At 46.1% G+C, this 22,664-nt stretch carries 20 protein-coding genes; 17 read left to right on the top strand and 3 right to left on the bottom strand.

Annotation, left to right across the window (positions count from 1 at the left end):
* Positions 1 to 145: 145 nt before the first annotated feature.
* The 3 genes from AC1XUD_RS03455 to AC1XUD_RS03445 are packed head-to-tail and all read right to left on the bottom strand — an operon-like array spanning position 146 to position 2,927.
* Positions 146 to 916 carry a LytR/AlgR family response regulator transcription factor gene (locus AC1XUD_RS03455; RefSeq protein ID WP_483359561.1) on the bottom strand — a complete coding sequence of 257 codons (771 nt, stop codon included), beginning with the start codon at positions 914 to 916 and terminating at the stop codon, positions 146 to 148.
* Positions 913 to 1,959, bottom strand: a complete 1,047-nt coding sequence (locus tag AC1XUD_RS03450) for a sensor histidine kinase (RefSeq protein WP_483359560.1) — start codon at positions 1,957 to 1,959, stop codon at positions 913 to 915. Before AC1XUD_RS03450 ends, AC1XUD_RS03455 begins: the two co-directional genes overlap by 4 nt.
* Complete coding sequence (locus AC1XUD_RS03445) at positions 1,956 to 2,927, bottom strand: GAF domain-containing protein (RefSeq protein ID WP_483359559.1); 972 nt, start codon at positions 2,925 to 2,927, stop codon at positions 1,956 to 1,958. Before AC1XUD_RS03445 ends, AC1XUD_RS03450 begins: the two co-directional genes overlap by 4 nt.
* 554 nt (positions 2,928 to 3,481) lie before the next feature.
* On the opposite strand from AC1XUD_RS03445, the gene AC1XUD_RS03440 reads away from it, so the two are divergent.
* The 17 genes from AC1XUD_RS03440 to AC1XUD_RS03360 all read left to right on the top strand — a co-directional run bounded on the left by AC1XUD_RS03440 (position 3,482) and on the right by AC1XUD_RS03360 (position 22,653).
* Positions 3,482 to 4,309 (top strand): type 1 glutamine amidotransferase domain-containing protein, encoded by an 828-nt coding sequence (locus AC1XUD_RS03440; protein WP_483359558.1) that lies wholly within the window; start codon positions 3,482 to 3,484, stop codon positions 4,307 to 4,309.
* The gene (locus tag AC1XUD_RS03435) at positions 4,299 to 6,005 is read left to right on the top strand and encodes a thiamine pyrophosphate-binding protein (RefSeq protein ID WP_483359557.1); all 1,707 of its coding nucleotides are present in this window, start codon (positions 4,299 to 4,301) and stop codon (positions 6,003 to 6,005) included. Before AC1XUD_RS03440 ends, AC1XUD_RS03435 begins: the two co-directional genes overlap by 11 nt.
* 164 nt (positions 6,006 to 6,169) lie before the next feature.
* Positions 6,170 to 6,595, top strand: coding sequence for a hypothetical protein (locus tag AC1XUD_RS03430; protein WP_483359556.1), 426 nt, complete (start codon positions 6,170 to 6,172; stop codon positions 6,593 to 6,595).
* 104 nt (positions 6,596 to 6,699) lie between these two features.
* The gene (locus tag AC1XUD_RS03425; protein WP_483359555.1) at positions 6,700 to 7,542 is read left to right on the top strand and encodes an MBL fold metallo-hydrolase; all 843 of its coding nucleotides are present in this window, start codon (positions 6,700 to 6,702) and stop codon (positions 7,540 to 7,542) included.
* Between the two features lie 33 nt (positions 7,543 to 7,575).
* The gene (locus AC1XUD_RS03420) at positions 7,576 to 7,968 is read left to right on the top strand and encodes a nuclear transport factor 2 family protein (protein ID WP_483359554.1); all 393 of its coding nucleotides are present in this window, start codon (positions 7,576 to 7,578) and stop codon (positions 7,966 to 7,968) included.
* A gap of 20 nt (positions 7,969 to 7,988) precedes the next feature.
* Positions 7,989 to 10,874, top strand: a complete 2,886-nt coding sequence (locus AC1XUD_RS03415; protein WP_483359553.1) for a molybdopterin-dependent oxidoreductase — start codon at positions 7,989 to 7,991, stop codon at positions 10,872 to 10,874.
* Positions 10,871 to 11,716 carry an FAD binding domain-containing protein gene (locus AC1XUD_RS03410; protein ID WP_483359552.1) on the top strand — a complete coding sequence of 282 codons (846 nt, stop codon included), beginning with the start codon at positions 10,871 to 10,873 and terminating at the stop codon, positions 11,714 to 11,716. Before AC1XUD_RS03415 ends, AC1XUD_RS03410 begins: the two co-directional genes overlap by 4 nt.
* 17 nt (positions 11,717 to 11,733) lie before the next feature.
* On the top strand, positions 11,734 to 12,075 hold the full coding sequence (locus tag AC1XUD_RS03405; protein ID WP_483359551.1) for a hypothetical protein: 342 nt from the start codon (positions 11,734 to 11,736) through the stop codon (positions 12,073 to 12,075).
* Between the two features lie 101 nt (positions 12,076 to 12,176).
* Entirely contained in the window at positions 12,177 to 12,932 is a 756-nt protein-coding gene (locus AC1XUD_RS03400) for a type 1 glutamine amidotransferase domain-containing protein (RefSeq protein WP_483359550.1), read from the top strand.
* 100 nt (positions 12,933 to 13,032) lie between these two features.
* Entirely contained in the window at positions 13,033 to 13,605 is a 573-nt protein-coding gene (locus AC1XUD_RS03395) for a DJ-1/PfpI family protein (RefSeq protein ID WP_483359549.1), read from the top strand.
* A 4-nt stretch (positions 13,606 to 13,609) separates the two neighbouring features.
* A complete protein-coding gene (locus AC1XUD_RS03390; RefSeq protein ID WP_483359548.1) occupies positions 13,610 to 14,032 on the top strand; it encodes a VOC family protein in 423 nt (140 codons plus the stop codon).
* Between the two features lie 57 nt (positions 14,033 to 14,089).
* Entirely contained in the window at positions 14,090 to 15,913 is a 1,824-nt protein-coding gene (locus tag AC1XUD_RS03385; RefSeq protein WP_483359547.1) for an AGE family epimerase/isomerase, read from the top strand.
* Between the two features lie 20 nt (positions 15,914 to 15,933).
* Complete coding sequence (locus AC1XUD_RS03380; protein ID WP_483359546.1) at positions 15,934 to 16,272, top strand: STAS domain-containing protein; 339 nt, start codon at positions 15,934 to 15,936, stop codon at positions 16,270 to 16,272.
* Between the two features lie 3 nt (positions 16,273 to 16,275).
* Positions 16,276 to 18,396 carry a glycogen debranching protein GlgX gene (glgX, locus tag AC1XUD_RS03375; protein ID WP_483359545.1) on the top strand — a complete coding sequence of 707 codons (2,121 nt, stop codon included), beginning with the start codon at positions 16,276 to 16,278 and terminating at the stop codon, positions 18,394 to 18,396.
* Between the two features lie 281 nt (positions 18,397 to 18,677).
* Positions 18,678 to 18,998 carry an STAS domain-containing protein gene (locus AC1XUD_RS03370; protein WP_483359544.1) on the top strand — a complete coding sequence of 107 codons (321 nt, stop codon included), beginning with the start codon at positions 18,678 to 18,680 and terminating at the stop codon, positions 18,996 to 18,998.
* Positions 18,999 to 19,006: 8 nt separating this feature from the next.
* Entirely contained in the window at positions 19,007 to 19,426 is a 420-nt protein-coding gene (locus AC1XUD_RS03365) for an ATP-binding protein (protein ID WP_483359543.1), read from the top strand.
* A 74-nt stretch (positions 19,427 to 19,500) separates the two neighbouring features.
* Positions 19,501 to 22,653 carry an nSTAND1 domain-containing NTPase gene (locus AC1XUD_RS03360; RefSeq protein ID WP_483359542.1) on the top strand — a complete coding sequence of 1,051 codons (3,153 nt, stop codon included), beginning with the start codon at positions 19,501 to 19,503 and terminating at the stop codon, positions 22,651 to 22,653.
* The last annotated feature ends 11 nt before the right edge of the window (positions 22,654 to 22,664 follow it).

The raw sequence follows: 22,664 nt of genomic DNA, 5'->3' as shown, positions 1-22,664 counted from the left end.
TCTTGCTTAAATATAGCAATATCAGCCCTTTCTCATATCGAAAACGGAGTTAAATTAGCTAATGGCAGTCCCTCTACTCGCTGAGCATGGCAAACGTTCGAGAGGAGCAAGCATCTAAACTTGCCCTTACCCCCTTTAAACCGCTTTAAACCTCCTCAAACCACTTCTTAAAAACTGGTACTCTTTCTTTACTGATCAATATCTGATTAGTAGAAGCGGGATTTGTCCTTACAAGTAATCTTCCATTAAAATATAATTCGATCTCGCGAATAGCAGCTCGTGCTATGATGAATTGGCGGTTGGCGCGGAAAAAGTTAGAGGGATCTAGCTGATTTTCAAGCTCTTCGAGGGATTTGTCGAGGACGAGGTTTCGGTCGTCGTGGAGCGTGGCCATTACTACGCTGTTGCGGATGGTGAGCCAGGAGAAGTCGGAGTCTTTGATGGGGATTAGTTTGTCGCGGTACGGAACGAGGAAGCTTCTTCTGGGACTTTTGCGGTTCAGGATTTGGGTGTGCATCAGCTCCTCCAGCATTTTTGCATTGCTTGCTGCATGCTCTTTATTGAGGTTGTAGAATTTGTTGAGGCTGAACTCCAAGGCTTCCTGTCGGATCGGTTTGAGCAGGTAGTCGACGCTGTTGAGTTTGAAAGCGCGGATGGAATATTCGTCATGCGCGGTTGTAAATATGACGGGACAGGCGATGGAAACCTCTTCGAAAATCTGGAAACAGGTGCCGTCGCCAAGTTGGACGTCCAGGAATATGAGATCGGGCGTGCTGTTGTTTTTTAGCCAGTCAACCGACATCTCGACGCTTTCGAGCACACCGAGTATCTCGGCACTAGAATCTATCTTTTGGATAAGTTTGGTTAGATATTCGCCCGCTGGCTGCTCGTCTTCTATGATTAAAACCTTGGTCATGGAATTTCAATGAGTGGTACTTGCACTGTGAAAAATTGTTCTTCTTCCAATAGCTCAGGCTTCTGGCCTGTTTGAATTCTATATCTTTTGTCCAGATTCTGTAGGCCGATGCCGGTACTCGGAACCTGGTTTTTTTTGTTGACGGAGTTCACCACATTCAGTTTCTTTTCAGACTCCGAGAGTTTGACTTCAATCGTCAATACCTGGTTGGTGGTGATTACATTGTGCTTGATCGCATTTTCAATCAAAATCTGCAGCGACAGCGGGATAATATACCACTGCTTGGTCATCTCGATCTTGGCGATATAAAAAACCAGCTTGTCGCCAAACCGTGCTTTGTACAGATCCAGATAAGAACGGGCCGCATCCAGCTCGTCCTGAAGCAGTACCAGATTCTGATTCTGAACTTTGAGGTTATATCGCAGTATATCAGATAAGTCCAGCACAATTCGCTGTGCCAGATCAGGATTAGTCACGATAGATATATTGAGAATATTCAGCGCATTGAACAAAAAATGCGGGTTCAGCTGATTCCGGAGTGCCTCGAGTTGGGCTTTTAACTGGTCGCGCTTAAGCTGTTCATTTTCCAACCCGATTTTATAATTGGCCTGAGTGGTCAGCAAAAAATGACGGAAGGCCAGAATGGCCAATATCACCAGAAAATGGTACAGATAATAGACGACCCTAAAAAGCAGGATGTCAGATTTGTCGTTGCTCAATATACTTTTAATAGTAACGAGCGTCTCGTTGAGAGAGATAAAAGTGACGATTAGTATGAGGAGTTGCACCCATTTGCGCTGGGAGTTGAATGAGATCTTGGTTTGATATGTATAATTCAGACATATGTACATGAATATCCACGCAAAGCCGAAACTGAAAACAAACTGGACAAACATATCACGCGCGCCCATCCAGATCAGGGAACGGGAAGAATAGTTATTCCAGGAAAAAATTAAATGTGGTACGGATACAAAAAGGCTGACGATAAAACACAATCTCCACCCCAGTGACATCCCTTTTTGATAACTTGAATCAAGTGTCATAATGGAGCAATCGCCATTCTTGGATCCGTGCTATATGTATTTTTAATTTTTGCAATGTACTGACCCTTAATAAGATCGGCTACGGATTCAATCAGGTTGATCTCTTCGCTCGACCATTGACGGGGGTTAAACGAATCCTCGAGACCAATAAAACCTTCCCAGTTGTCTTGCGAAAGAATCGGTACGGCCAATACCGATTGGCTGTCACGGTAGTTTAACCATTGTTGTTCTCCGGGAGGTAGCGTTCCCAAGGTTCCGGTCACAGGTAGTTTGTTGGAAAATATTTTGTTCCAGCGATTAAAAAACGGCACGGTGGTACCGTTATCCTTCACCAGCGAACGACGGACCCCCGGCGCAGTCGCTTCCGATTTTTCAAGAATTTTGGTTTCACCGTCCGAAGGCGACTTTGTGCATATGTATATACGACTGATATCCAGCACTTCCAGAAGAAGGTTCAGCACGGAGGATATCTTGCTTTCAGACCCGATATCTTCATCGTCCTCTTCGCCAAAAAACAGCTCCTCTTTAACGCGGGAAAGTACTTTTTTGTGAAGGTTCGAGTCTTCCAGTCTTTGTTCCTGCAAATCCCTTTGGGCGGTTTGTTTCCATTGGGTCAAGGCGGTTTCTACGGCGGATATCCATGAGCTCTGAACCGAGGAAGCCACAAACACATCCGATTTATGGAACATGAGTGCCCTTTCTGAGCTGATAAGCGACCTTTGTTCGGAAATGACCATGCATGGAAACAATTTACCTATCACCATCATGAGGTCTGCCACTTCGCCGTCGGGCAACGTGCAGCTTGAGATAACGAGGTCAAAACGAGAACGGTTGCAGGCATTTAGTGCCTCTTGTTTGGTGTTAACAGATGTCTCTTCAAATACATATCCTGCGTTCATTAAGGCATCGCTGATCAGGTGCCTCCATTCTTTTTTAATTGCTACGACAAGTAATTTAAATGGTTCCATTGAAGTTTACTTTAAGGTTGAGCAGAGAATATATTACCTGCCCCCAGAAGGGAGGCGCCTTACCAATCATTGAGACTAGACATGATATGCAAAAGAATGATTTGCAATATGTTTACTACTGATATACAACTAAATAGTACTACAAGTTAACCAGGTTTATCTGGAGAGTCAAAGTATTTAGTCGTCGATTTTATCGATTTGTGTGTACAAAAAACTGAGGGGTGTGTAGAACTGCGAAAGTAGCAAAATTTAATAGAATACTTAGATTAAATTTGGTTTAATGTCTTCAAAGCCGACATTCTTTTGTCGAAATAGGACTTCATGCGACTTCTCAAAAACTTCAATTTTATTCTTGGGGCTTGAATCCCAAAATCAACAGGTTCAGGTTGCTATTTTTCAGGTTCGATATTGAATTGAATCACGACGATCTTTCTAATCAGGATATTTACGATACGCATTTCACAGATGGGGTTACAAACAGGCGACAGCCTCTCCTGGTATGCGTGGTATTCCCCTGGTCAAAGATTAATCAAAATCATTCAAATCTCAGTATTATGTCAAAGAAGATATTAGCGGTACTTTCTGAATTCGGTTACTGGGGAGTGGAGCTCGTAGGGCCTCTTGAAAAGTTGGAAGAGGCAGGCTATACCGTTGAATTTATAACTCCGAAAGGCAAAAAAGCGGAGGCTCTTCCTCCGAGTTACGATACAACATACGTGGATCCTCCTCTTGGCGTGTGTGTTACGACTCCCGAAGCGGCCGAAAAAGTGAAAGCTTTTGAAGCAACGGGAAGACTGGAAACCAGACAGAATTTATCCGAAAGAATTCCGGAGCGTCCTTACTTTGCGACCGCCGATTTTCTACGCGTTTTTGAAAAATACTTCAAAGATTTGAAAGTTGCCCAGGAAGCGGTGACAGAGGAATATGCGGGTCTTTTGCTGGTTGGAGGTAGTGGGCCGATCATCGATATGGTTAATAATCAGCGTGTTCACGATCTGATTCTGGCATTTTATAAAAAAGATATGCCGATTGCGGCGATCTGTTATGGAGTTGCGCCCCTTGTTTTTGCACGCGATTTCAACGAGCGCAGATCCATCATCAAAGGAAAACATGTGACTGGTCACTGCATCGAATATGATTACCACGACGGTACCGGCTTCCTGCATACAGACCTCAATATGGGGCCACCACCGTATGTACTTGAATATATCCTGACTGACGCCGTTGGTCCTGAGGGGCAATATCATGGCAACTTCGGTAAAGAAACATCCGTCATTGTAGACTATCCATTTATCACTGCACGCTCCCTGCAATGCTCGTTCGAGTTTGGTGAGCAGTTTGTTAACGTATTAGATAAAGGTCTGAAGCGATATGGCTGGTAAAACCGGAAATCAGAAGATCATCGAACAATTCCTGGCTGACGGTATGGACCACATGTTCGGCAACCCCGGCACGGTAGAGCAGGGGTTCCTGGATGCCGTGGAAGAATATCCCGAAATGAAATACATCCTGACTTTACAGGAGAGTATTGCCGTGATGACCGCCGACGGATATGCCCGCGCCACCCAAAAACCGACTTTAGTACAGCTGCACAGCTCTCCAGGAATCGGAAATGCGGTAGGGGCATTGTATCAGGCCAAACGAGGTCATGCTCCACTGGTTGTGATCGGGTCGGATGCCGGAACCAAGTATATGAATATGGATTCGCAAATGGCCAATGATCTGGTCGGTATGATGGCGCCCGTTACCAAATATGCGACCATGGTGCACAATTCCAAGTCCGTTTTGAGAACTTTGAGAAGAGCGATCAAAATCGCGGCCACGCCTCCTATGGGTCCGGTTTACGTTTGCTTGCCAATGGATGTGCTGGACGAGATCAACGAAGAAGAAGTTTTCCCGACGCATATCCCGTCGACAAGAGTTTTGCCTTCGGCCGGTTTGGTTGAAGAAATGGCTGATGCGCTTCTGGCTTCTGAAAAACCGATGATCTTTATCGGTGACGGTGTTGCCTATTCGCAGGCGATTCCCGAATTGACATCAGTGGCGGAACTTCTGGGAGCTGAGGTATATGGGGTAGAGTTCGGAGATTTGATCATGGATAATTCGCATCCCTTATATCAGGGAACCACCGGACATATGTTTGGTGAATACTCCAGACCGATTACGACGAAAGGAGATGTAAACCTGGTGGTGGGTACTTATATGGTGCCTGAGGTTTTCCCAAGTCTGGGCGATATATACGCTCCCGGCGCAAAAGTGATTCATATTGATTTGAATGCATATGAAATTGCGAAAAATCACAGGGTAGATATTGGCGTGGTTGGCGATCCAAAACTGTCTCTGGAAGCTCTCCTGGCAGTTTTGCAATCCAAAATGACGCCAGCTCAAAAGGAAAAGGCTACCGCAAGAGTTGATGAAATTACCTCTGCGAAAAACAAGAAAATAGCTTCCGATCTCGAGGCCGATGCAGCACAGAAAGGTGGGGCTCCATTGCAGATGTCACAGTTTGCGAGCGTATTGGCGGAAAAGTTACCAGCTGATTCCATCATTTTCGATGAGGCATTGACGAGTTCACCTGCTATAACCCGGCATATTGTTCCGAAAGTGGCTGGAAATTACTTTGTTACACGCGGCGGCTCGCTGGGTGTAGGGTTTCCTGGAGCGATCGGCGCGAAGCTTTTCAGTCCTGATAAAACCGTGATAGGATTCTCGGGCGACGGCGGAAGTATGTATACTATTCAAGCACTTTGGTCTGCCGTTCGGCATAATACCGGGGCAAAGTTTGTGGTTTGTAACAACGGTTCCTATAAACTTTTGCAGCTCAATATCGATGTTTATTGGAAAGAAAGGGAGATTCCAAAACATGACCACCCGCTTTCATTTGACCTTTCTTATCCTGCGATTCGTTTTGATATTCTTGCCCAGTCGATGGGCGTAGATGCAGTTCGTGTGGAAAGAGAAGAGGATATCGCCCCGGCGATAGAACGGATGCTGGCAGACGACAAACCCTTCCTGATTGATCTTGTTTTACAAGGCGAACACAAATCAGACTGGGTAAAGACAAACTGCTCGCAGTAAGAAAACAAGATAGCCACAATGGCACGAAGGAACAAAGGAAAAAACTGTGGTAAATACGGAAGCAGTTAACCCTTAACCGTATAACCCTTCACCTTTACAGCTCTGCCCTTGCTGCCTTCCTGGCAAAATTTAAAGAAAATATTAAACCCAAAAAAATTCATAAAATGCTTACTCAGGAATCGATTGAAAGTTTAGCGAAAGTCTGGTATCGTAAACTGGACGTGCACGCACCACAGGTGGAATTGTTGCCAATGCTTATCGACGACGGTCTGGAAATGGTTTTTCCTGAGACGACAGTTTATGGTTGGGCTGGCTTTGAAGGCTGGTTTCAGCGCGTGATCCGCATTTTCTTTGACGAAGTTCATACCGTAAAAACGGTCGACGCAACCATTACCGGCGACACCGCTTCTGTTAAAGTTGTGGTTCAATGGGAGGCTAGTGTATGGAATGCTCCTGAGGCATATAGCAAAAGAATCGCCTGCGACGCTTTCCAGACCTGGGAGGTAAAATCAGACGGAAACGGCGGCGCTCTCATTACCAAATACATAGTCGACGGACTGGAATACCACGAAGGATCAGCGACGTTGTGATAAGCGACGGTAATCGTCGCCCCAACCGTGGCCGGTGCTCTTCATATTACACTTACCCAAAAACCACAGCGTAAGCTCAACCTCTATCGCCTTTATTTAACGTTATGGAACAATATAAGTACATCAGTATCAATAAGGTGGAGCTAGATACGGTTACTATTCACACCGTTCAGGCGCCGGAAGACGGAGAGCTGACCAACGCGCAGGTCGTCGAAACTCCCGGGAAATTGCTGCTCGTTGATACACTCCAGCTTAAACCTCATGCAGAAGAGCTGAAGGCCTATATCTCCAGTCTTGGTAAACCGCTGGAAATGGTGATTATCACGCACTTGCATCCGGATCATTGGATGGGTGCACCGGCTTTCGCCGGATATCCGGTATACGCACTTCCGGAAGTGATCGGAGCGATCAATTATATGGCCGATTACTTTATCGGATATCACAAAAGCCTGCATCCGGACAATGCCGACCAGGTTATTTACAGTGAAAAGAATTTGCCGACTGAGGCTTTGGCAGAAGGGATTCTGAATTTAGATGGTGTTGAGCTAAACCTGATAAAAGTACTTGATACTGAATCAACTGTGAATCTGATTGTTGAGATACCAGCAGAGAAAGTACTGCTTGCTCAGGATTTGATTTATCATAATGTCTATGCGTTTTTTGGTGATAAAACTTCGGACGGCCAATACAGTTTCGACAACTGGATCAAAGCTCTGACCGAGCTGAAAAGCAAAGGATATCTGCACGTCTTCCCCGGTCATGGTATCCCGACTGATGCCTCGGTTCTTGATGCACAGATAGATTATCTGCAGTATGTTAAAGAATTGGTTTACCAAGGCTTGCAGGGCGAAGAGCTAATCGGTAAGATCATTTCAAAATATCCCGATTACAAATTACAGCTGACATTGCATATGTCTCATTATATGCTCTTTGTCTATAACAAATAAATAATTGTCTCATTCCATTCAACCTCTTTTACAATGAAAAATATACCTGATACCAAGCTCGGTAAAATGTATACAGAACATATCCAGCACATTCTGGACAAGAATATTGAGGCACTTCTGGACCAGTATACCGACGACGCGCTGTTGATCAGCAGTTTTTCAAAATCGCCGGTGATCTATCAGGGACGCGAGCGTGTGAAAGAGCATATGCAGGGAATTTTGGGGATCGATGGTCTGGAATCTGATATCGTGTTTTGGGCGGAAACAGAAAATCCTGAAACTCTGATGATCACCGAACAAATAACCATGACCGTTGGTGGTGAAAAAAGCGAAATGCGATTTGCCGACAGTTGGGTTTTGAAGGACGGAAAAATTGCGATTCATTTTGCCGGAATGGTTCAGCATCCGGACGGTTCTCTTGCCTGAAGAAATTTGATCCCATACTCATGAAAGTCAATAACAACGTTAACGGCCATCCGTGCACTTCCGAAGTGGAAGGGAGAACCTTACTAGTATCATACCTGCGGGATAATCTCGGACTTACCGGTACAAAGATCGGATGCAGCTCAGCTTCCTGTGGAGTATGTACCGTGCTGGTCAATGGCAAGGCGACCAAAAGCTGTCAGGTATTGGCTGTTGAAACGGAAGGGGATGATATTCAAACGATTGAAGGTCTGGCGACGCAAGAAGGGTTGCATCCGCTGCAGAGCGCATTTTGGGAAAATTTCGCCGTTCAAAACGGATTTTCAACGCCCGGCACGATCATGTCCATGCTCGAGTTGCTGAATGAAAATCCGAGTCCTTCAGAAGCTGCCATCAAAGAGCGATTGAATGGAAATTTGAGCAGGGAGTCTGGATATGAGCAGGTTGTGGCTTCGGTTTTAGCCGCAGCCGGTAAAATCGCCGGAACAGAAGAAACTCCTGAACCTGCAGCCTTTGGTCAATATGTTGGAAATTCTGTTAAAACAAGAGATACCGAAAAGCTGATCACAGGTGAAGGTAAATTCATCGCCGACCTTGAGCTTCCGGGAATGTTACATGCTGCGATACTGCAAAGTCCTGTCGCACATGCTATTATCAAAGAAATAGATACGAGCGAAGCTGAAACAATGCCTGGCGTTGTCAGGGTTTTTACTTCAAAAGATACGGGCGGTATCATGCCGATACCAGTAATCTGGATTCCGCCGTTCACTGAAAGTCATTTCCTGCCGCATCCTTCGGGAATAGTACCAGGCTCGCATACCGTTTTCGCAACGGACCGGGTTCGTTTTGTTGGGGATCAGTTAGCGGCTGTAGTTGCTGAAACAGAGCAACAGGCATATGACGCCCTTGCAAAAATTAAGGTTGATTATGAGGCACTTCCTATTGTCCTTGATGCCGAGGAAGCCACACTTCCCGGTGCTCCGCAGCTCCATGAAACTGCCCCAAACAATACCATGATTCACACGATCTTCGGTGATAGTGAAGCTACCCAAAAAGCGATTGATGAATCGGAAGTTGTTGTTGAGCAAAAGATATACAACCAGCGGATGATGCACAATACCCTGGAGGTCCGTGGAGCGCTGGCAAAATATGATCCTGCTACTCAGGACTATACCCTGTGGGCAAACACTCAGATACCATATCCACACCGGTTGCTGATTTCACTTTATGTGCTGGGCATTCCGTATAACAAGCTCCGGGTGATCATTCCTTTTATGGGGGAAAGCAACGGTTGTAAAGGCAATCTTTATCCCGATACACCCCTCGTTTTATGGATGGCGAAGGAACTTGGAAGACCAGTAAAATGGGTAGATACCCGCGCAGGTTTTGCCAGAAATACGGCTCAGTCCAGAGATCAGATTCAGCATGTAAAAATAGCAGGAACAAAAGAAGGAAAACTAACAGCGTTAAGTTGTGTCGCTTTCAGTAACGTAGGGGCATATCCGGTGATTAATGCGCCGGGACAACCACTTGCTTTGATCGGGAGAAGTATACCGGGCGCTTATGTGATTCCGCATTCTTCATATGAAATTAATGTAGTATATACCAATAAAGTGCCGACGGCTCCCATGCGCGGATCGGGCAGGGCGGAGGCTATCTTTTTGATCGAGCGGGCTATTGAAATGTTTGCCCGGAAAATAGGAAAAGACCCCGCCGAGGTGCGGAGAATGAATATGGTTCAGCCCGACCAGTTTCCATATGAAAACGGACTCGGCTGGACATATGACTCTGGAAATTATGAAAACACTTTAGATATAGCGCTTGAAAAAGCAGGCTACGCTAATCTGGCCGAACAAAAGATAGAAGCCAGCAGCCGGGGCAAGTTGCTCGGTTTGGGAATAGGCTCGTATGTCGCCGTTGCGGGTGTTGGAAATTCCGGAAAAATGGGTGGTGAAGGCTTGATGAGCGGTACCTGGGGGAGCGCATATATCCATATTGCGCCATCAGGAGAAGTAGCGATAACGACGGGAGCGCAACCTCACGGACAATCACAGCAAACGACTTTTGCACAAATCGCCGCTCAGGAATTAGAGATTCCGATGGAATATGTGACGATAAAGCATTCGGATACAGCCAATCCCTTATACTACGGGCAAGCAAGTTACGGTAGCCGATCGCTGAGTGTGGAAGGTGCTGCGGTGCAGAAGGCTTGCCGCATGGTAATACAAAAAGCCAGAGAGTTTGCTGCATATCTTTTCAAAATGCCTGTGGATCTTGTTGAATATAAGGGCGGCAAGGTAATCGGTACACCAGCTCCTGAGCAGGCTGTCATGACTTTGCAGCAAGTGGCATTGATGCTTTGGTTTGGCTGGGATTTGCCCGAAGGCATGGATCCCGGATTGGAAGGCTCCTCTTATTTCGACCCTAAAAACTTCAATTTCCCATTCGGAACGCATGTAGCGGTGGTCGAAATCGATGAAGAGACTTGTGAAATTGATTTGGTAAAATACGTTGCTGTCGACGACTTTGGAAAGGTGGTCAACCCGGAAGTTGTCAACGGACAAACCTATGGAAATATAGTGCTCGGGATCGGACAGGCATTGGCCGAAGAGGCCAAATATTCCCCTGAAACCGGTCAGGTTTTGAGTGATGATCTGGACAGTTATATCATTCCAAGGTCAGGCTGGTTGCCGAAAGTCGAGCTATATCGAACGGAAACACCATCACCTTCCAACCCGCTGGGTGCCAAAGGAGCGGGCGATGTAAGCAATCCACCGGTAGCTCCTGCCGTCGTCAACGCCATTTGTGATGCATTGTCAGACTTCGGGGTGACACATATAGATATGCCGGTGACGCCGGAGAAAATCTGGGAAATCATGCAGGAACAAACCGTACTCACTGAACCATGATACTAAATCCATTTTCCTATTCTGCCCCTGGCACTTTGGAAGAAGCGATATCGCTCCTCAATAGAGATGATTCAGACCTGTTTACAGGCGATCAGTCATATGTAAGTAATGCCAAAAAAGGGATATCCAAACCAACTGGATTAGTAAGCCTTCGGAATATTCAGGGATTGAATTCGGTGCTATTTTATGACGGAAATCAGCTCGAAGTTGGCTCTGCTGTGACTTTCGCAGCGATGCTCGCCGACAGCGTTGTTAGCTCGATTTCCGTTTTAAACGACGCTTTGAAGTCCATTAAGGACCCGCATTTGAAAAACCATAGTAACGTGGGCGGAGCATTGCTTTATAAACCACCGGCGCATGGAGCAGTATTGGCAGCTTTCCTGACGCTGGATGCAAAGGTTAATATTATAGGGCCGGGGGGAAGCAGACAACAATCTCTTGAAAGCTTTCTGGCTAATGGACTGGGCGCTACACTTTCCAAAGGTGAAATTGTGAGAAGCGTAACGCTCACCACCAGTAACGATATAGCTGGATCATTCCATTTTATCGACTATCTGAAATCGGGGAAAATTGTTTGCGGCGTAGCTGTGCTTTTGCGGGTTGACGACAACACAATATCCGAAGTCCGCATTGCTGTTTCAGGTAGTGTAAAAGTCCCTGTTCGGCTTGGCGAACTTGAGAGAACGCTGGCCGGAAAAGCAGTCAGTGCAATCATTCTGGACGACGCTTTAAACGGACTTTCGGTTGACAACCTGACCATATCTAATCCCTTTGTTAATAATCCGGCCTACCTGCTGCACTTATTAAAAGTATTGATCAAACGAGCTATCCTGAAAAGCTAATATTCAACTATTTAACTATGACAAACCAGGAATTTTACGACAATCACCTCGTGCTTTTGGCAAACAACGATGTCAACGAGCTTGTAGAACACGACTACCACGACGACGCTGTAATGATACTGCTGGTAGCAGAACAACCGATTTATGTGAGAGGCAAAGCAGAACTCAAAGTACAGCTTGGCGACTACCTGACCAATATCTATCGTGGTTTTGTCTCCACCGAAAAACTGGCGATCACTGACGACAGCATCCATCTGGAAGCTACAATCCTGACCGCCTGGGGCGAATCTAAAGTATATGATGCGCTATACCTGAAAGATGGCAAGATTTTCCGCCATTACTCAGGTCTGAAAGGATAGTGTAATTCAATATAATGACTGGTTATAAGTGAGTTAAGTTAGGTTATTCCGAATATGTTATAGATTTTTTACAACCGACACGATAAACCGTTAATAACAAAATGAGCAAGAAAATATTAATCCTCGCATCCAACGTAGGCCTTTGGGGAGAAGAATTACAGGCTCCCTGGGACGCTCTTAAAAATGCAGGCTTTGATTTGACCCTGGCAACTCCAAAGGGTATTACGCCACTTCCGATGGAACTGAGCATGGACAAAAATTTCATTGATCCGATGCAAAACTACAATGTCAACCCGGCCGAAGTAGTTGACCGCATCAATCAGATATTGGATACCGGCGAATGGGATTCTCCGATCAAAATTGAAGACGCGAATATGTCTGACTACGACGCTTTGGTGCTCGTTGGCGGACCGGGCTCAGCGTTGGATATCGTCGGAAATCCGTTTGTACATAAGCTTTCAGTGGCGGCATATAATCAGGGTAAAATATTGGGCGCGCTATGCTACGCAGTAGGGGCGTTTGTGTGGGCACGTGAAAACGATACCCTGCACCGGAGCATTATATATGGCAACAAAATAGTGGCTCACCCACGCGAATGGGATTTTACCGGCCCCATGGCCTATACATTGGTACGGGCAACTCCCGAAAACCCGGGTACGAATCTGGTAAGTCAGGGATTTGCATTTCCATTGTTGGTAATCGTGGAAGACGCAGTGGGTCCTAACGGCCGGGTCTACTCAGATCCGACAGCCAATCGCACGAAACCACAAGTGCATTTTGATGCTCCGTTTGTAACAGCACTTTCAGTGGAATCGTCCATTGCTTTCGGTAACAAGCTTGTTGAAGTGTTGAGCTAAAAGTAGTTAACCGTAACATAGTCAATTTGTTACGGAATAGGTCTTAGTGCGAAACAAAGTTGTCTTTTTTAATAATTGAGCTCTTTAATCAACGATTTCCATGAAACTCTCCGGTAAAAAGATCGGTGTTCTGTTTGAAGCCGACTATTTCGAAAATGAGATCTTCTATTACAAATTCCGTTTTCCGGAAGAGGGAGCCGAACTCCACTTTCTGACAAGGTTGTGGGGGCAGGACAAGATTACATTTCATGGCCATGAGTATCGAGCGCCGATGGATTGCTGGGAGTCGTTCGAGAATATGTCGGATGAAGAACTGAGAACCTACGACGCTATCATTGTGCCTTCAGGGATGGTTTCCGACCGATTGAGATATACAGAAGATGTTGAGAAAATCCCGCCTGCGACCGAATTCCTCAAAAGGGTTTTTGCAGAACCGGGAATTTTGAAAGGTATCATTTGCCACGGACTTTGGCTTACTGCTCCGGCAACTGAACTTGTGAGAGGCAGAAGGCTGGTTTGTCACAACAACCTGATCGGCGACGCGAAGGCATATGGGGCGATTTACACCAACGAAGACGTGGTCGTTGATGGCGATTTAATCACTGGAAGATCGGGCGGACACGCGCATCTGTTTGCCAAAAAAATCATCGAAACCTTGTCAGAGAAACAATAGACAGATGAAAGCGACATTTTTTCACCTTGCACTGACAGTTAAAAACCTGGACAAATTCGAGTCGTTTTACCAAAAATATTTCGGCTTCAGAAGAGCCCGGGTCATTGATCTGGGCGACGACGCAAAACTGGTTTTTATGAAAAACGACGACAATTTCTACTTCGAAGTTTTCCCGGTTGAAGAACAGCGACCTTACCCGATGGCCGAAGCTGACGGCCCTCATTATGCAGGGCTGCGGCATATGGCTTTTTCCGTTGACGATGTGGATGCGAAAGTCGCCGAAATGGGCGAGGATGCGCAGATTACACTCGGGCCTCTTCATTTTGATGAGGTGATCGAAGGCTGGAAAACCGTCTGGCTTAAAGATCCGGAGGGTAACATTATTGAAATAACGCAGGGTTACAAAGATCAGGAAGATTTGGCCTGATATCTATTCCATTGAAGTTCAGAATTACTAGTATAAACCTCTTTTATTACGCAACGTATGAATATAGACTTCACTTTCTCGGACACCATTGCCGGATATGTTACGGGGTACAGCCCTGAAGAGCGCTGGTTTACTTTGGAAACATCGGATAAGCGCCCGTTCAAGATTAATTTGATCGCATCCACATATGCGAGGAGCGTCCGCAACCTGACGGAAGGCTGGCAGGATCCGGGTGATATAGGTAGCTTTCTTTCAAAAAACGGTCAATTTGCATTTGTTTACGGTACTTTTTATCCAAATGACGGGGCCGAGACATCGGTTTTCGAAGCCCAGCAAATTGTGTTTCCGGGAAAAGTGCCGCAACAATATCGTCACGAAGAGCCAAACTGGTGGATTGAGCAAATCGGTTCGATTGCCACCAGCTATCTGAAATGGCAGTTTGACTATCCAAAAGAAGAGATCAACTACAAGAATTACCGCACCATGCTTCATCTGGGGGGTACCAAAAAAGGTGATTATCTTCAGGAAACAGATACAGTATCCCGTATGGTATATGGCTTTGCGTCGGCTTATCTCTTGACTGGGAAAGACGAATTCCTGGAAGGAGCCGAGAAAGGGACGGAATACCTGCGCGACCATATGCGGTTCTTTGATAAGGACGACGATCTGGTTTACTGGTACCATGGCTTGAAAGTGGAAGGTCAAAAAGAAACCAAATTACTGACTTCGGAATTTGGCGACGATCTGGACTCAATCCCGATGTACGAGCAGATATATGCCTTGGCCGGTCCGACTCAAACTTATCGTATCACCGGCGATACCCGCATTCGCTCCGATATCGACAAGACGATGGATCTTTTCGAAAAATACTACAAAGACCATGAGGGCGAAGGCTACTATTCTCACCTTCACCCTATTTCTTTGGATGCCCATGAAGACAGTCTGGCGCACAACAAAGCCCGCAAAAACTGGAACTCGGTGGGTGACCATGCTCCGGCATATCTGATCAACTTATATCTGGCAACAGGAGAAAAAGCCCATGCCGACTTCCTGGAATATACTTTTGACACCATCACAAAGTATTTCCCTGACTATGAAAACAGTCCTTTCGTTCAGGAGAAGTTCTTTGAAGACTGGAGCAAAGACCAGACCTGGGGATGGCAGCAAAACCGTGCGGTAGTAGGTCACAACCTCAAAATCGCGTGGAACCTGATGCGTCAGCAATCTTTGACACCCAAAGAAAGCTATCTCGAATTTGCCAAAAAAATTGCCGAACTGATGCCTGCTGCAGGTTCTGACCGGCAGCGTGGTGGATGGTACGATGTGGTTGAAAGAGTGCTCAAAACCGGCGGAAGACACCAGTTTGTATGGCACGACCGCAAAGCATGGTGGCAACAGGAGCAGGCTATTCTTGCTTACCTCATCCTTTACGGGATTTTAGGTGATAAAGAATATGAAAAACAGGCCAGAGAAGCCGCTGCATTTTACAATGCATTCTTCCTCGATACAGATGATGGCGGAGTTTACTTCAACGTATTCTCGAACGGTATGCCATATCTTTTGGGAACAGAACGTTTCAAAGGAAGTCACTCGATGAGTGCATATCACAGTACTGAATTATGCTATCTGTCAGCGGTTTACATCAATTTGCTGATCACCAAAACGCCAACCTATTTCTATTTCAAACCATATCCGGGCGGCTTCAAAGACAATATTCTCAGAGTATCTCCGGATATCCTTCCTCCGGGTAGCATATTTATTAGCGAGGTTTTTATCAACGATGAGCCTTATACCAATTTCGATGCGAACGGATTGACAGTGACGTTGCCGGTGACAGACGAAAGAGTAAGGGTGAAAGTACAGATTAGCCCGGTAGGGTAATTTTTAACGATCAGCTCCAAATGAAAATAACAATAACTGAGCAAGACGATATCTCGATTATCGTAGTAGAAGGCGATATCGATAGCAAAACCGCTTCGCAATTTGAAGCAGGGGCAAAGGAAGCTGCCACAAAGCATACCAAAATTGCCATAAATCTAACAGCGGTAGAATATATGTCAAGTGCAGGTTTGCGTGTTTTGTTGATGGTTTACCGCAATATCAAGGCTGAAAATGGGAGGGTTGTGCTGGCAGGAGTTTCAGAAGAAATTCAGGATGTGATGTCCACAACGGGTTTTATCAACTTCTTTACCATCGTCGCCACCCTCGAAGAAGCACTGACAATTCTTAAAAACGCATAACGGATGGCAACAGATATAAGAATTGATTATTACCCGACCCATGAGGAACAGGGTATCAAGTTCCGGCGTGGACGAGTACTTCCTTTTGGGGCTACGATGGTGCCAAACGGTATCAATTTCAGCATCCACTCCAGCGCCGCTTTCGACTGTACCCTCGTATTGTTTGAGCGGGGAGAAGCGGAACCGTTCGCTGAAATCAAATTCCCAGACGAGTTCAGGACCGGATCGGTATATGCGATGACGGTGTTTGACCTGGACTATGAAAGGCTGGAATATGGATATCGGATGGACGGACCGTTTAAACCTGAGGAAGGCCATCGTTTCGACAAAAGTATTATTCTGAGTGATCCATATGCCAAAGCAATTGGTGGAAGGGATACCTGGTTGGGCGAGCCCAAATGGGACAATATCTATCCTTATCGTTCCAGACTGGTTTTTGAAGATTTCGACTGGGAGAACGATCACCCTTTGGAAACGCCGATTGAGGATCTGATCATTTACGAAATGCACGTACGGGGTTTTACAAAACACCACACTGCCGAAGTAAAAAATCCGGGTACTTTTGCGGCCATCCGAAGTAAGATTGCATATCTGAAAGAGCTGGGTATCAATTGCGTAGAACTCATGCCGATCTACGAGTTCGATGAATGGGAAAACAGCCGCGAAAATCCGGTAACGGGTGGCTTGATCGTCAACTTCTGGGGATATAGCACGGTTAACTTCTTCTCGCCCAAAGCCGGATATGCCGCAACAGGCAAGTTTGGTATGCAGGTCGACGAGCTGAAAACGCTGGTTAAAGAACTGCACAAGAATGGTATAGAGGTCATGCTCGACGTGGTGTTTAACCATACCGCCGAAGGTGATCACCGTGGCCATACCATTTCTTTCCGGGGGATTGACAACAAAACATATTACATGCTGACGCCGGAAGGGTATTATTTTAACTTTTCGGGAACAGGAAATACGTTGAATTGCAATAATCCGGTAGTTCGGAATATGGTGCTGGACTGTCTGCGCTATTGGGCTGCCGAATACCATATTGATGGCTTCCGTTTCGACCTCGCGGCCATTTTGGGGCGTGACCAAAATGGCGCTCCATTGAGCAATCCGCCACTTCTGGAATCACTGGCATATGATCCTGTTTTGTCAAAATGCAAACTCGTGGCCGAGGCCTGGGATGCTGGCGGGCTTTATCAGGTGGGTTCTTTTCCTGCATATGGCCGCTGGGCAGAGTGGAACGGAAAATATCGCGATGCGATCCGTAAATTCCTCAAAGGCGACGAAGGATTGGTTGGCGAAATAGCACAATGTGTCCAGGGCTGGCCCGACCTTTATTATTATCGCGGCCCCACGGCAAGTATCAACTTTATAGCCTGTCATGATGGTTTTACGTTGTATGACCTTTTTGCGTACAATCAAAAACACAATGAAGCTAACGGAGAAAACAACAACGACGGTGGCAACGACAACCATTCATGGAACTGCGGGGTGGAAGGCGAAACCGACGATGCGTTTATCAATCAGCTGAGACATAAACAGATCAAAAACGCACTGGCCATTTTAATGGTAAGCCAGGGTGTGCCGATGATCCTTTCAGGCGACGAAATGGGCGTTACCAAATATGGTAACAACAACACCTATTGCCACGATAACGAACTCAACTGGACGGACTGGAGCCTTCTGGAAAAAAATGCGGATTTGTTCAATTTCGCAAAACAGATATTCCGTTTCAGAAAGGCTCACCCGGTGTTGAGAAGCAAAACGCATTTTCAGCACAGAGACTATGTAAACAGTGGCTTCCCGGATATCAGTTTCCACGGAACGCAAGCATGGAGTCCGGATTTCGCATCATCGAGTCGATGTCTGGCGTTTATGCTGGATGGCGCCCACGCCAAAACCGGGTCAATACGTGACGACATGGTTTACGTGGCCATGAACTCTCACTGGGATGCATTATATTATGAGTTACCAACCTTGCCTGTAAGTAGAAACTGGTACCTTGTTGTAAATACCGATATGCCTTCCGGACAAGACGCATACGGCGTAGGCGCAGAACCTAAACTCGAAGATCAAACCAGATTTCTGGTAGGTGGAAGAGCTACGGTGATATTGATAGGGAAGTAAGAAAGGAGGATGGAGGAAAGGGAGGATGGGTTAAAGGTGAGAAGGTTAAGGGTTGCCCGTTTGAGAACAGTTGACCGTTCTTATTGATCGATTACCATCAACCTACCAATCGCTAACCTCTCATTGAATCTCTTTTTACCATTAAGAAATTAAGGGGCTTGTTGAGAGCTACTTAACTACTCTCAACTTCTTAATGGTTCATAAAATATCTAAACCAGCGAAAGCCGAAAGCCGACCGCCGAAGTAAAAACTAATACCTAAAAACTTAAAATCCAAAGAAAATGGCTTTAACAATAGATTCCGTCGTGAATGATCCTGTGGCTAAAATTACGCTGGCTGGTGAGCTGGACTCGCTTTCTGCGCGTACATTTCAGACAGAGATAGAAAAAATTGCTACGCACAGCATTGACACCTTGGTTCTCGACATGGAGAATCTTAACTTTATGTCATCTGCAGGGTTAAGAGTACTCATCTTTTCGAAGCAGAAGATTGGCCCGCAACTTTCAATAATAATCGTTAAGCCTCAGGAGCTTATCGTCGACACACTAGAAAAAACCGGCTTGCAGCACAGCGTGACGATTGTTGATCAATATCCAGCTTAATTTTTCCAATGATGGAATCAAAAAGTTTTCCCGGAGTTGTGGATTCTCTGGATTCCCTCCGGGATTACATGGGTGAGCTGGCCGAGCAGGCAGGGTTGGTAAAAAAAGCCACTTATAGTCTTAAGCTCGCAATTGACGAAACCGCCACAAATATCATCCTTTACGGATATCAAGCAGCTGGTATTGAGGCTGACGTGGTCGTTTTGAGCGAGATTTCAGATGAATGGCTGACTGTTATTCTGGAGGACACGGCAGCCCCTTTTAATCCACTGACGAAAAAAATGCCCGATGCAGACGACCTCACCCGCCCGCTCGATGAACGCGAAATAGGCGGGTTGGGGATCTTTCTGACCATTCAAGGTGTCGATGAATTCTTGTATGAGTATCAGGATGGCAAAAACCGCAACATATTTAAAATGAAGCGATAATACCCTTAGTGGGTATTGCTTTACAATTGATGGCTAAACGGGCTCCTCAGCGGAGTCTTTTATTTTCTCATGGTATGGTCGATAAAACTGCATTTTCTAATCCCTTTCCGGGCCTGAGGAGTTATGAGTACGAAGACCATTCACTTTTTTTTGGCAGAGATGCGCACATTACGGAGCTTAAAAACAAGCTCCTGAGGGGCAAGTTTCTAGCTTTGATTGGTTCGTCGGGTAGTGGTAAATCTTCGCTTATCAAAGCGGGGCTTATACCTTCTTTGGAAAATACAGACGGTATTCATGAGCAGTGGCAAGTCATTGTTTTCAGGCCAGGCGCGAGCCCGGTCAAGAACTTTGTGGCTGCGATGAAAGCCTATATGAGGCACAAGGACCGAAGCTGGGAAACAACAGATCTGGAAGCGTTGGAATCTGAAATCCTTTTGGATTACAACTGCATATTCCCGCTGCTCGGACCTTTCAAAGACAAAAAGATCCTCTTCGTCATCGACCAGTTCGAAGAGATTTTCAGATACGAGTTGGCCGAAAATTCGCGTAGTAAATCTGCCTCCCGCAATATACCCTTTATCAATATGCTGCTCGGGCTGATTAATCAGCTGAGGATGCCGATCCACGTGGTCATCACGATGCGCTCCGACTATCTCGATCATTGTACTGAATTTAAAGGACTTACAGAGGCGATCAACCGGGGCTATTATTTGTTGCCCAAAATGAATCAGGATGAAATCCGGGAAGTGATCACCAAGCCCGTTCAAGCCCTGGGCGCTGCCATCAGTCCCGAACTGGTGAGTACGCTGCTCCGTAAAGTGGTAGATAGTCCGGATTTCCTTCCTATCCTCCAGCACGTTCTGATGCGGATGTGGGAGCGTTGGAAAAACACACGGGCCGAAAATACATTGATCGGTTTAACAGAGTTTGAAGCGATTGGTACTCTGGACAACTCCATTACTGTCCACGCTGAAGAAATTTTCACTCAGAAACTGGATGAAAAACGACGGGCTGCCTGCGAAAAACTATTCAAAACGCTCGTCGTTCTGGGTGCAAACGATACCCCCGCTTTGCATCCAACTACGCTTAAAGAAATTGTAAAAATCACTTCAATGCCCGACTACCTTCTCATCGACGTCGTGATGGTTTTTCGGGAAAATGGCGTTTCTTTTCTAACACCAAGACCGGGCGTAAAGATTGATTCCGAGTCTATTATCGATGTATCGGTTGAGAAAATATTGATACTTTGGGAACGATGCAGGAAATGGCTCGAACAGGAACTGGAGTCTGCCAAGCTATACAAACAGCTCAGTTATTCTGCTTTGCAATATCAGGAAGGGAAGACCGGTTTATGGGTCAATCCGGAGCTACAGATGGGGCTCAACTGGCGTAAGGAAAATGAACCTACGCTTGACTGGGCACAACGATATGATCCTTTTTTTGAAAGAGCGATCAATTTTCTCGATTATAGTAAAAATCAATTCGAGATTGAAGTAAGACAAAAAGAAGACCGGCAAAAACGAGAGCTTAGAAAGGCGCGGACTTTTGCTACAGTTCTGGGAGTCAGTTCATTAGTTTCACTTCTGTTTTTGATAGTGGCTTTGGTTTTGAGAACGCAGGCCAAACAGAGCGAGAAAAATGCGCAGGACAAAGCAGCACAGGCTCAGGACGAAAGACTTCGCGCAGAAGACCAGACCAAGGAGGCGATTGCTCAGCAAAAGATCGCGGAGCAACAAGGGGTAATCGCTTTACTTCAAAGGGAAATGACTGAGAAACAGCGGCTTATTGCAGAAGTTGCTGAAAAAGAAGCACTTAAACAAAAAGCAGAAGCTGATCAGGCAAAGGTGATTGCAGAAAGACAAAAATTGAAAGCCGATACAGCAACGACACTCGCCAATCAGGCGGCGGCCTCAGCTTTTGCTGCCAAAAATGACGCGATCTTTCAGAAAAATGCAGCAGAGGAGGCGAGGAGAGAGGCAGAAGTATTGCGATTGGAAGCTTTCAGGCAACAGGCAAAAGCCATTGCGAGATTTATCGCCATTCAATCCTTTCAAACACCCAATAGCAACGACCTCGCGGCCATATTGGCCATCAAGTCATATCAATTCAATATCAACAACGGTGGCGAAGCGGAAAATCCGGAAGTGTTCAATGCCCTTTCCAAAGCTGGTGGCGCCAAAGCAACACTTCAGGGACACAACGATATCGTTCGTGTTTTGTCGGAAACCAAAAGCGCGACCGACTTGATAGCGAGCGCCGGAGATGACGGCACGGTATATTTATGGAATGCGGCAAGTCCTTCGACAAAGCCAATCTCGCTTCGATATGCCCGCCAAACTTTCAAAAGTATTCGATCGCTCACTTTCTCTCCTGATGGGAAAACGCTTTTCGTTGGAACGTCTAATGGACAGATCATCCGTTGGGATCGACTGACGGAAGGCAACAGTTTGCCGTCAAAAATCCTCATCGGCCACGACGGTGCCGTAATTCGGCTTCAGGTGAGGGTTGTAAACGGCGCTCCGCAGCTTATATCAGTGAGCACAAACGGCCAGGTCAGAGTCTGGGACATTGCGGGCAACCAGTTGGCGTTGCTCGAAAACGTCAATCTTGGTATGGAAATCAGCGCGACCGCGACATCAGCAGATAATTCGTCGATCTATTTGGGGTCAGCCGAGGGAAAGGTGTTGATATTCAATACCAGTAATATGAAGGATGAACGGCGGGAAATCAATTTCGTCGGGATGAAGGGCCGTTTATTATCGATCGGTATCCCACCTGATGAGAAGAAAATATATCTCGGGACGAGCGAAGGGATACTCTATTTTACATCCCTTGATCGATCCAAAGGGGTGGCCACTGAAGGACTTACGGGCGTTCAGGGCAGCCACGGTTCAGGCATAACGAAAATAGCCTTTACGCCGGACGGGAAACGTCTGGCTACTGCATGTTATGACTGGAAAATACGGATATGGAATAGTACCGATGATTTAACAAAACAGCAACCGGTGGTGCTCAGCGATTTTGACAACTGGGTAATGGATATCCGGTTTTCGACCGACGGTAAGAAGCTGATCGGCTGTGGAGCAGACAAAACAGTACGCATATGGGATATCAATTCGGCAGCTTTATATGCCGAGCTATCCAAGAAAATAACCCGCGATCTCACTGATGACGAATGGACAAAATATGTAGGAAAAGATATACCAAGAGACAAACTGTCGAAATAGGAATGACGAAA

This window comes from Dyadobacter sp. HNCC25DJ184, from assembly GCF_056895215.1.
Note: the sequence above shows the minus strand (reverse complement) of the source record. Positions and strands in the feature narration are given on the sequence as shown.

Excerpts from the sequence above, each read along its gene's own strand:
- AC1XUD_RS03455 (WP_483359561.1), bottom strand. The coding sequence starts at position 916 with ATGACCAAGGTTTTAATCATAGAAGACGAGCAGCCAGCGGGCGAATAT.
- AC1XUD_RS03450 (WP_483359560.1), bottom strand. The coding sequence starts at position 1,959 with ATGACACTTGATTCAAGTTATCAAAAAGGGATGTCACTGGGGTGGAGA.
- AC1XUD_RS03445 (WP_483359559.1), bottom strand. The coding sequence starts at position 2,927 with ATGGAACCATTTAAATTACTTGTCGTAGCAATTAAAAAAGAATGGAGG.
- AC1XUD_RS03440 (WP_483359558.1), top strand. The coding sequence starts at position 3,482 with ATGTCAAAGAAGATATTAGCGGTACTTTCTGAATTCGGTTACTGGGGA.
- AC1XUD_RS03435 (WP_483359557.1), top strand. The coding sequence starts at position 4,299 with ATGGCTGGTAAAACCGGAAATCAGAAGATCATCGAACAATTCCTGGCT.
- AC1XUD_RS03430 (WP_483359556.1), top strand. The coding sequence starts at position 6,170 with ATGCTTACTCAGGAATCGATTGAAAGTTTAGCGAAAGTCTGGTATCGT.
- AC1XUD_RS03425 (WP_483359555.1), top strand. The coding sequence starts at position 6,700 with ATGGAACAATATAAGTACATCAGTATCAATAAGGTGGAGCTAGATACG.
- AC1XUD_RS03420 (WP_483359554.1), top strand. The coding sequence starts at position 7,576 with ATGAAAAATATACCTGATACCAAGCTCGGTAAAATGTATACAGAACAT.
- AC1XUD_RS03415 (WP_483359553.1), top strand. The coding sequence starts at position 7,989 with ATGAAAGTCAATAACAACGTTAACGGCCATCCGTGCACTTCCGAAGTG.
- AC1XUD_RS03410 (WP_483359552.1), top strand. The coding sequence starts at position 10,871 with ATGATACTAAATCCATTTTCCTATTCTGCCCCTGGCACTTTGGAAGAA.
- AC1XUD_RS03405 (WP_483359551.1), top strand. The coding sequence starts at position 11,734 with ATGACAAACCAGGAATTTTACGACAATCACCTCGTGCTTTTGGCAAAC.
- AC1XUD_RS03400 (WP_483359550.1), top strand. The coding sequence starts at position 12,177 with ATGAGCAAGAAAATATTAATCCTCGCATCCAACGTAGGCCTTTGGGGA.
- AC1XUD_RS03395 (WP_483359549.1), top strand. The coding sequence starts at position 13,033 with ATGAAACTCTCCGGTAAAAAGATCGGTGTTCTGTTTGAAGCCGACTAT.
- AC1XUD_RS03390 (WP_483359548.1), top strand. The coding sequence starts at position 13,610 with ATGAAAGCGACATTTTTTCACCTTGCACTGACAGTTAAAAACCTGGAC.
- AC1XUD_RS03385 (WP_483359547.1), top strand. The coding sequence starts at position 14,090 with ATGAATATAGACTTCACTTTCTCGGACACCATTGCCGGATATGTTACG.
- AC1XUD_RS03380 (WP_483359546.1), top strand. The coding sequence starts at position 15,934 with ATGAAAATAACAATAACTGAGCAAGACGATATCTCGATTATCGTAGTA.
- glgX (WP_483359545.1), top strand. The coding sequence starts at position 16,276 with ATGGCAACAGATATAAGAATTGATTATTACCCGACCCATGAGGAACAG.
- AC1XUD_RS03370 (WP_483359544.1), top strand. The coding sequence starts at position 18,678 with ATGGCTTTAACAATAGATTCCGTCGTGAATGATCCTGTGGCTAAAATT.
- AC1XUD_RS03365 (WP_483359543.1), top strand. The coding sequence starts at position 19,007 with ATGATGGAATCAAAAAGTTTTCCCGGAGTTGTGGATTCTCTGGATTCC.
- AC1XUD_RS03360 (WP_483359542.1), top strand. The coding sequence starts at position 19,501 with ATGGTCGATAAAACTGCATTTTCTAATCCCTTTCCGGGCCTGAGGAGT.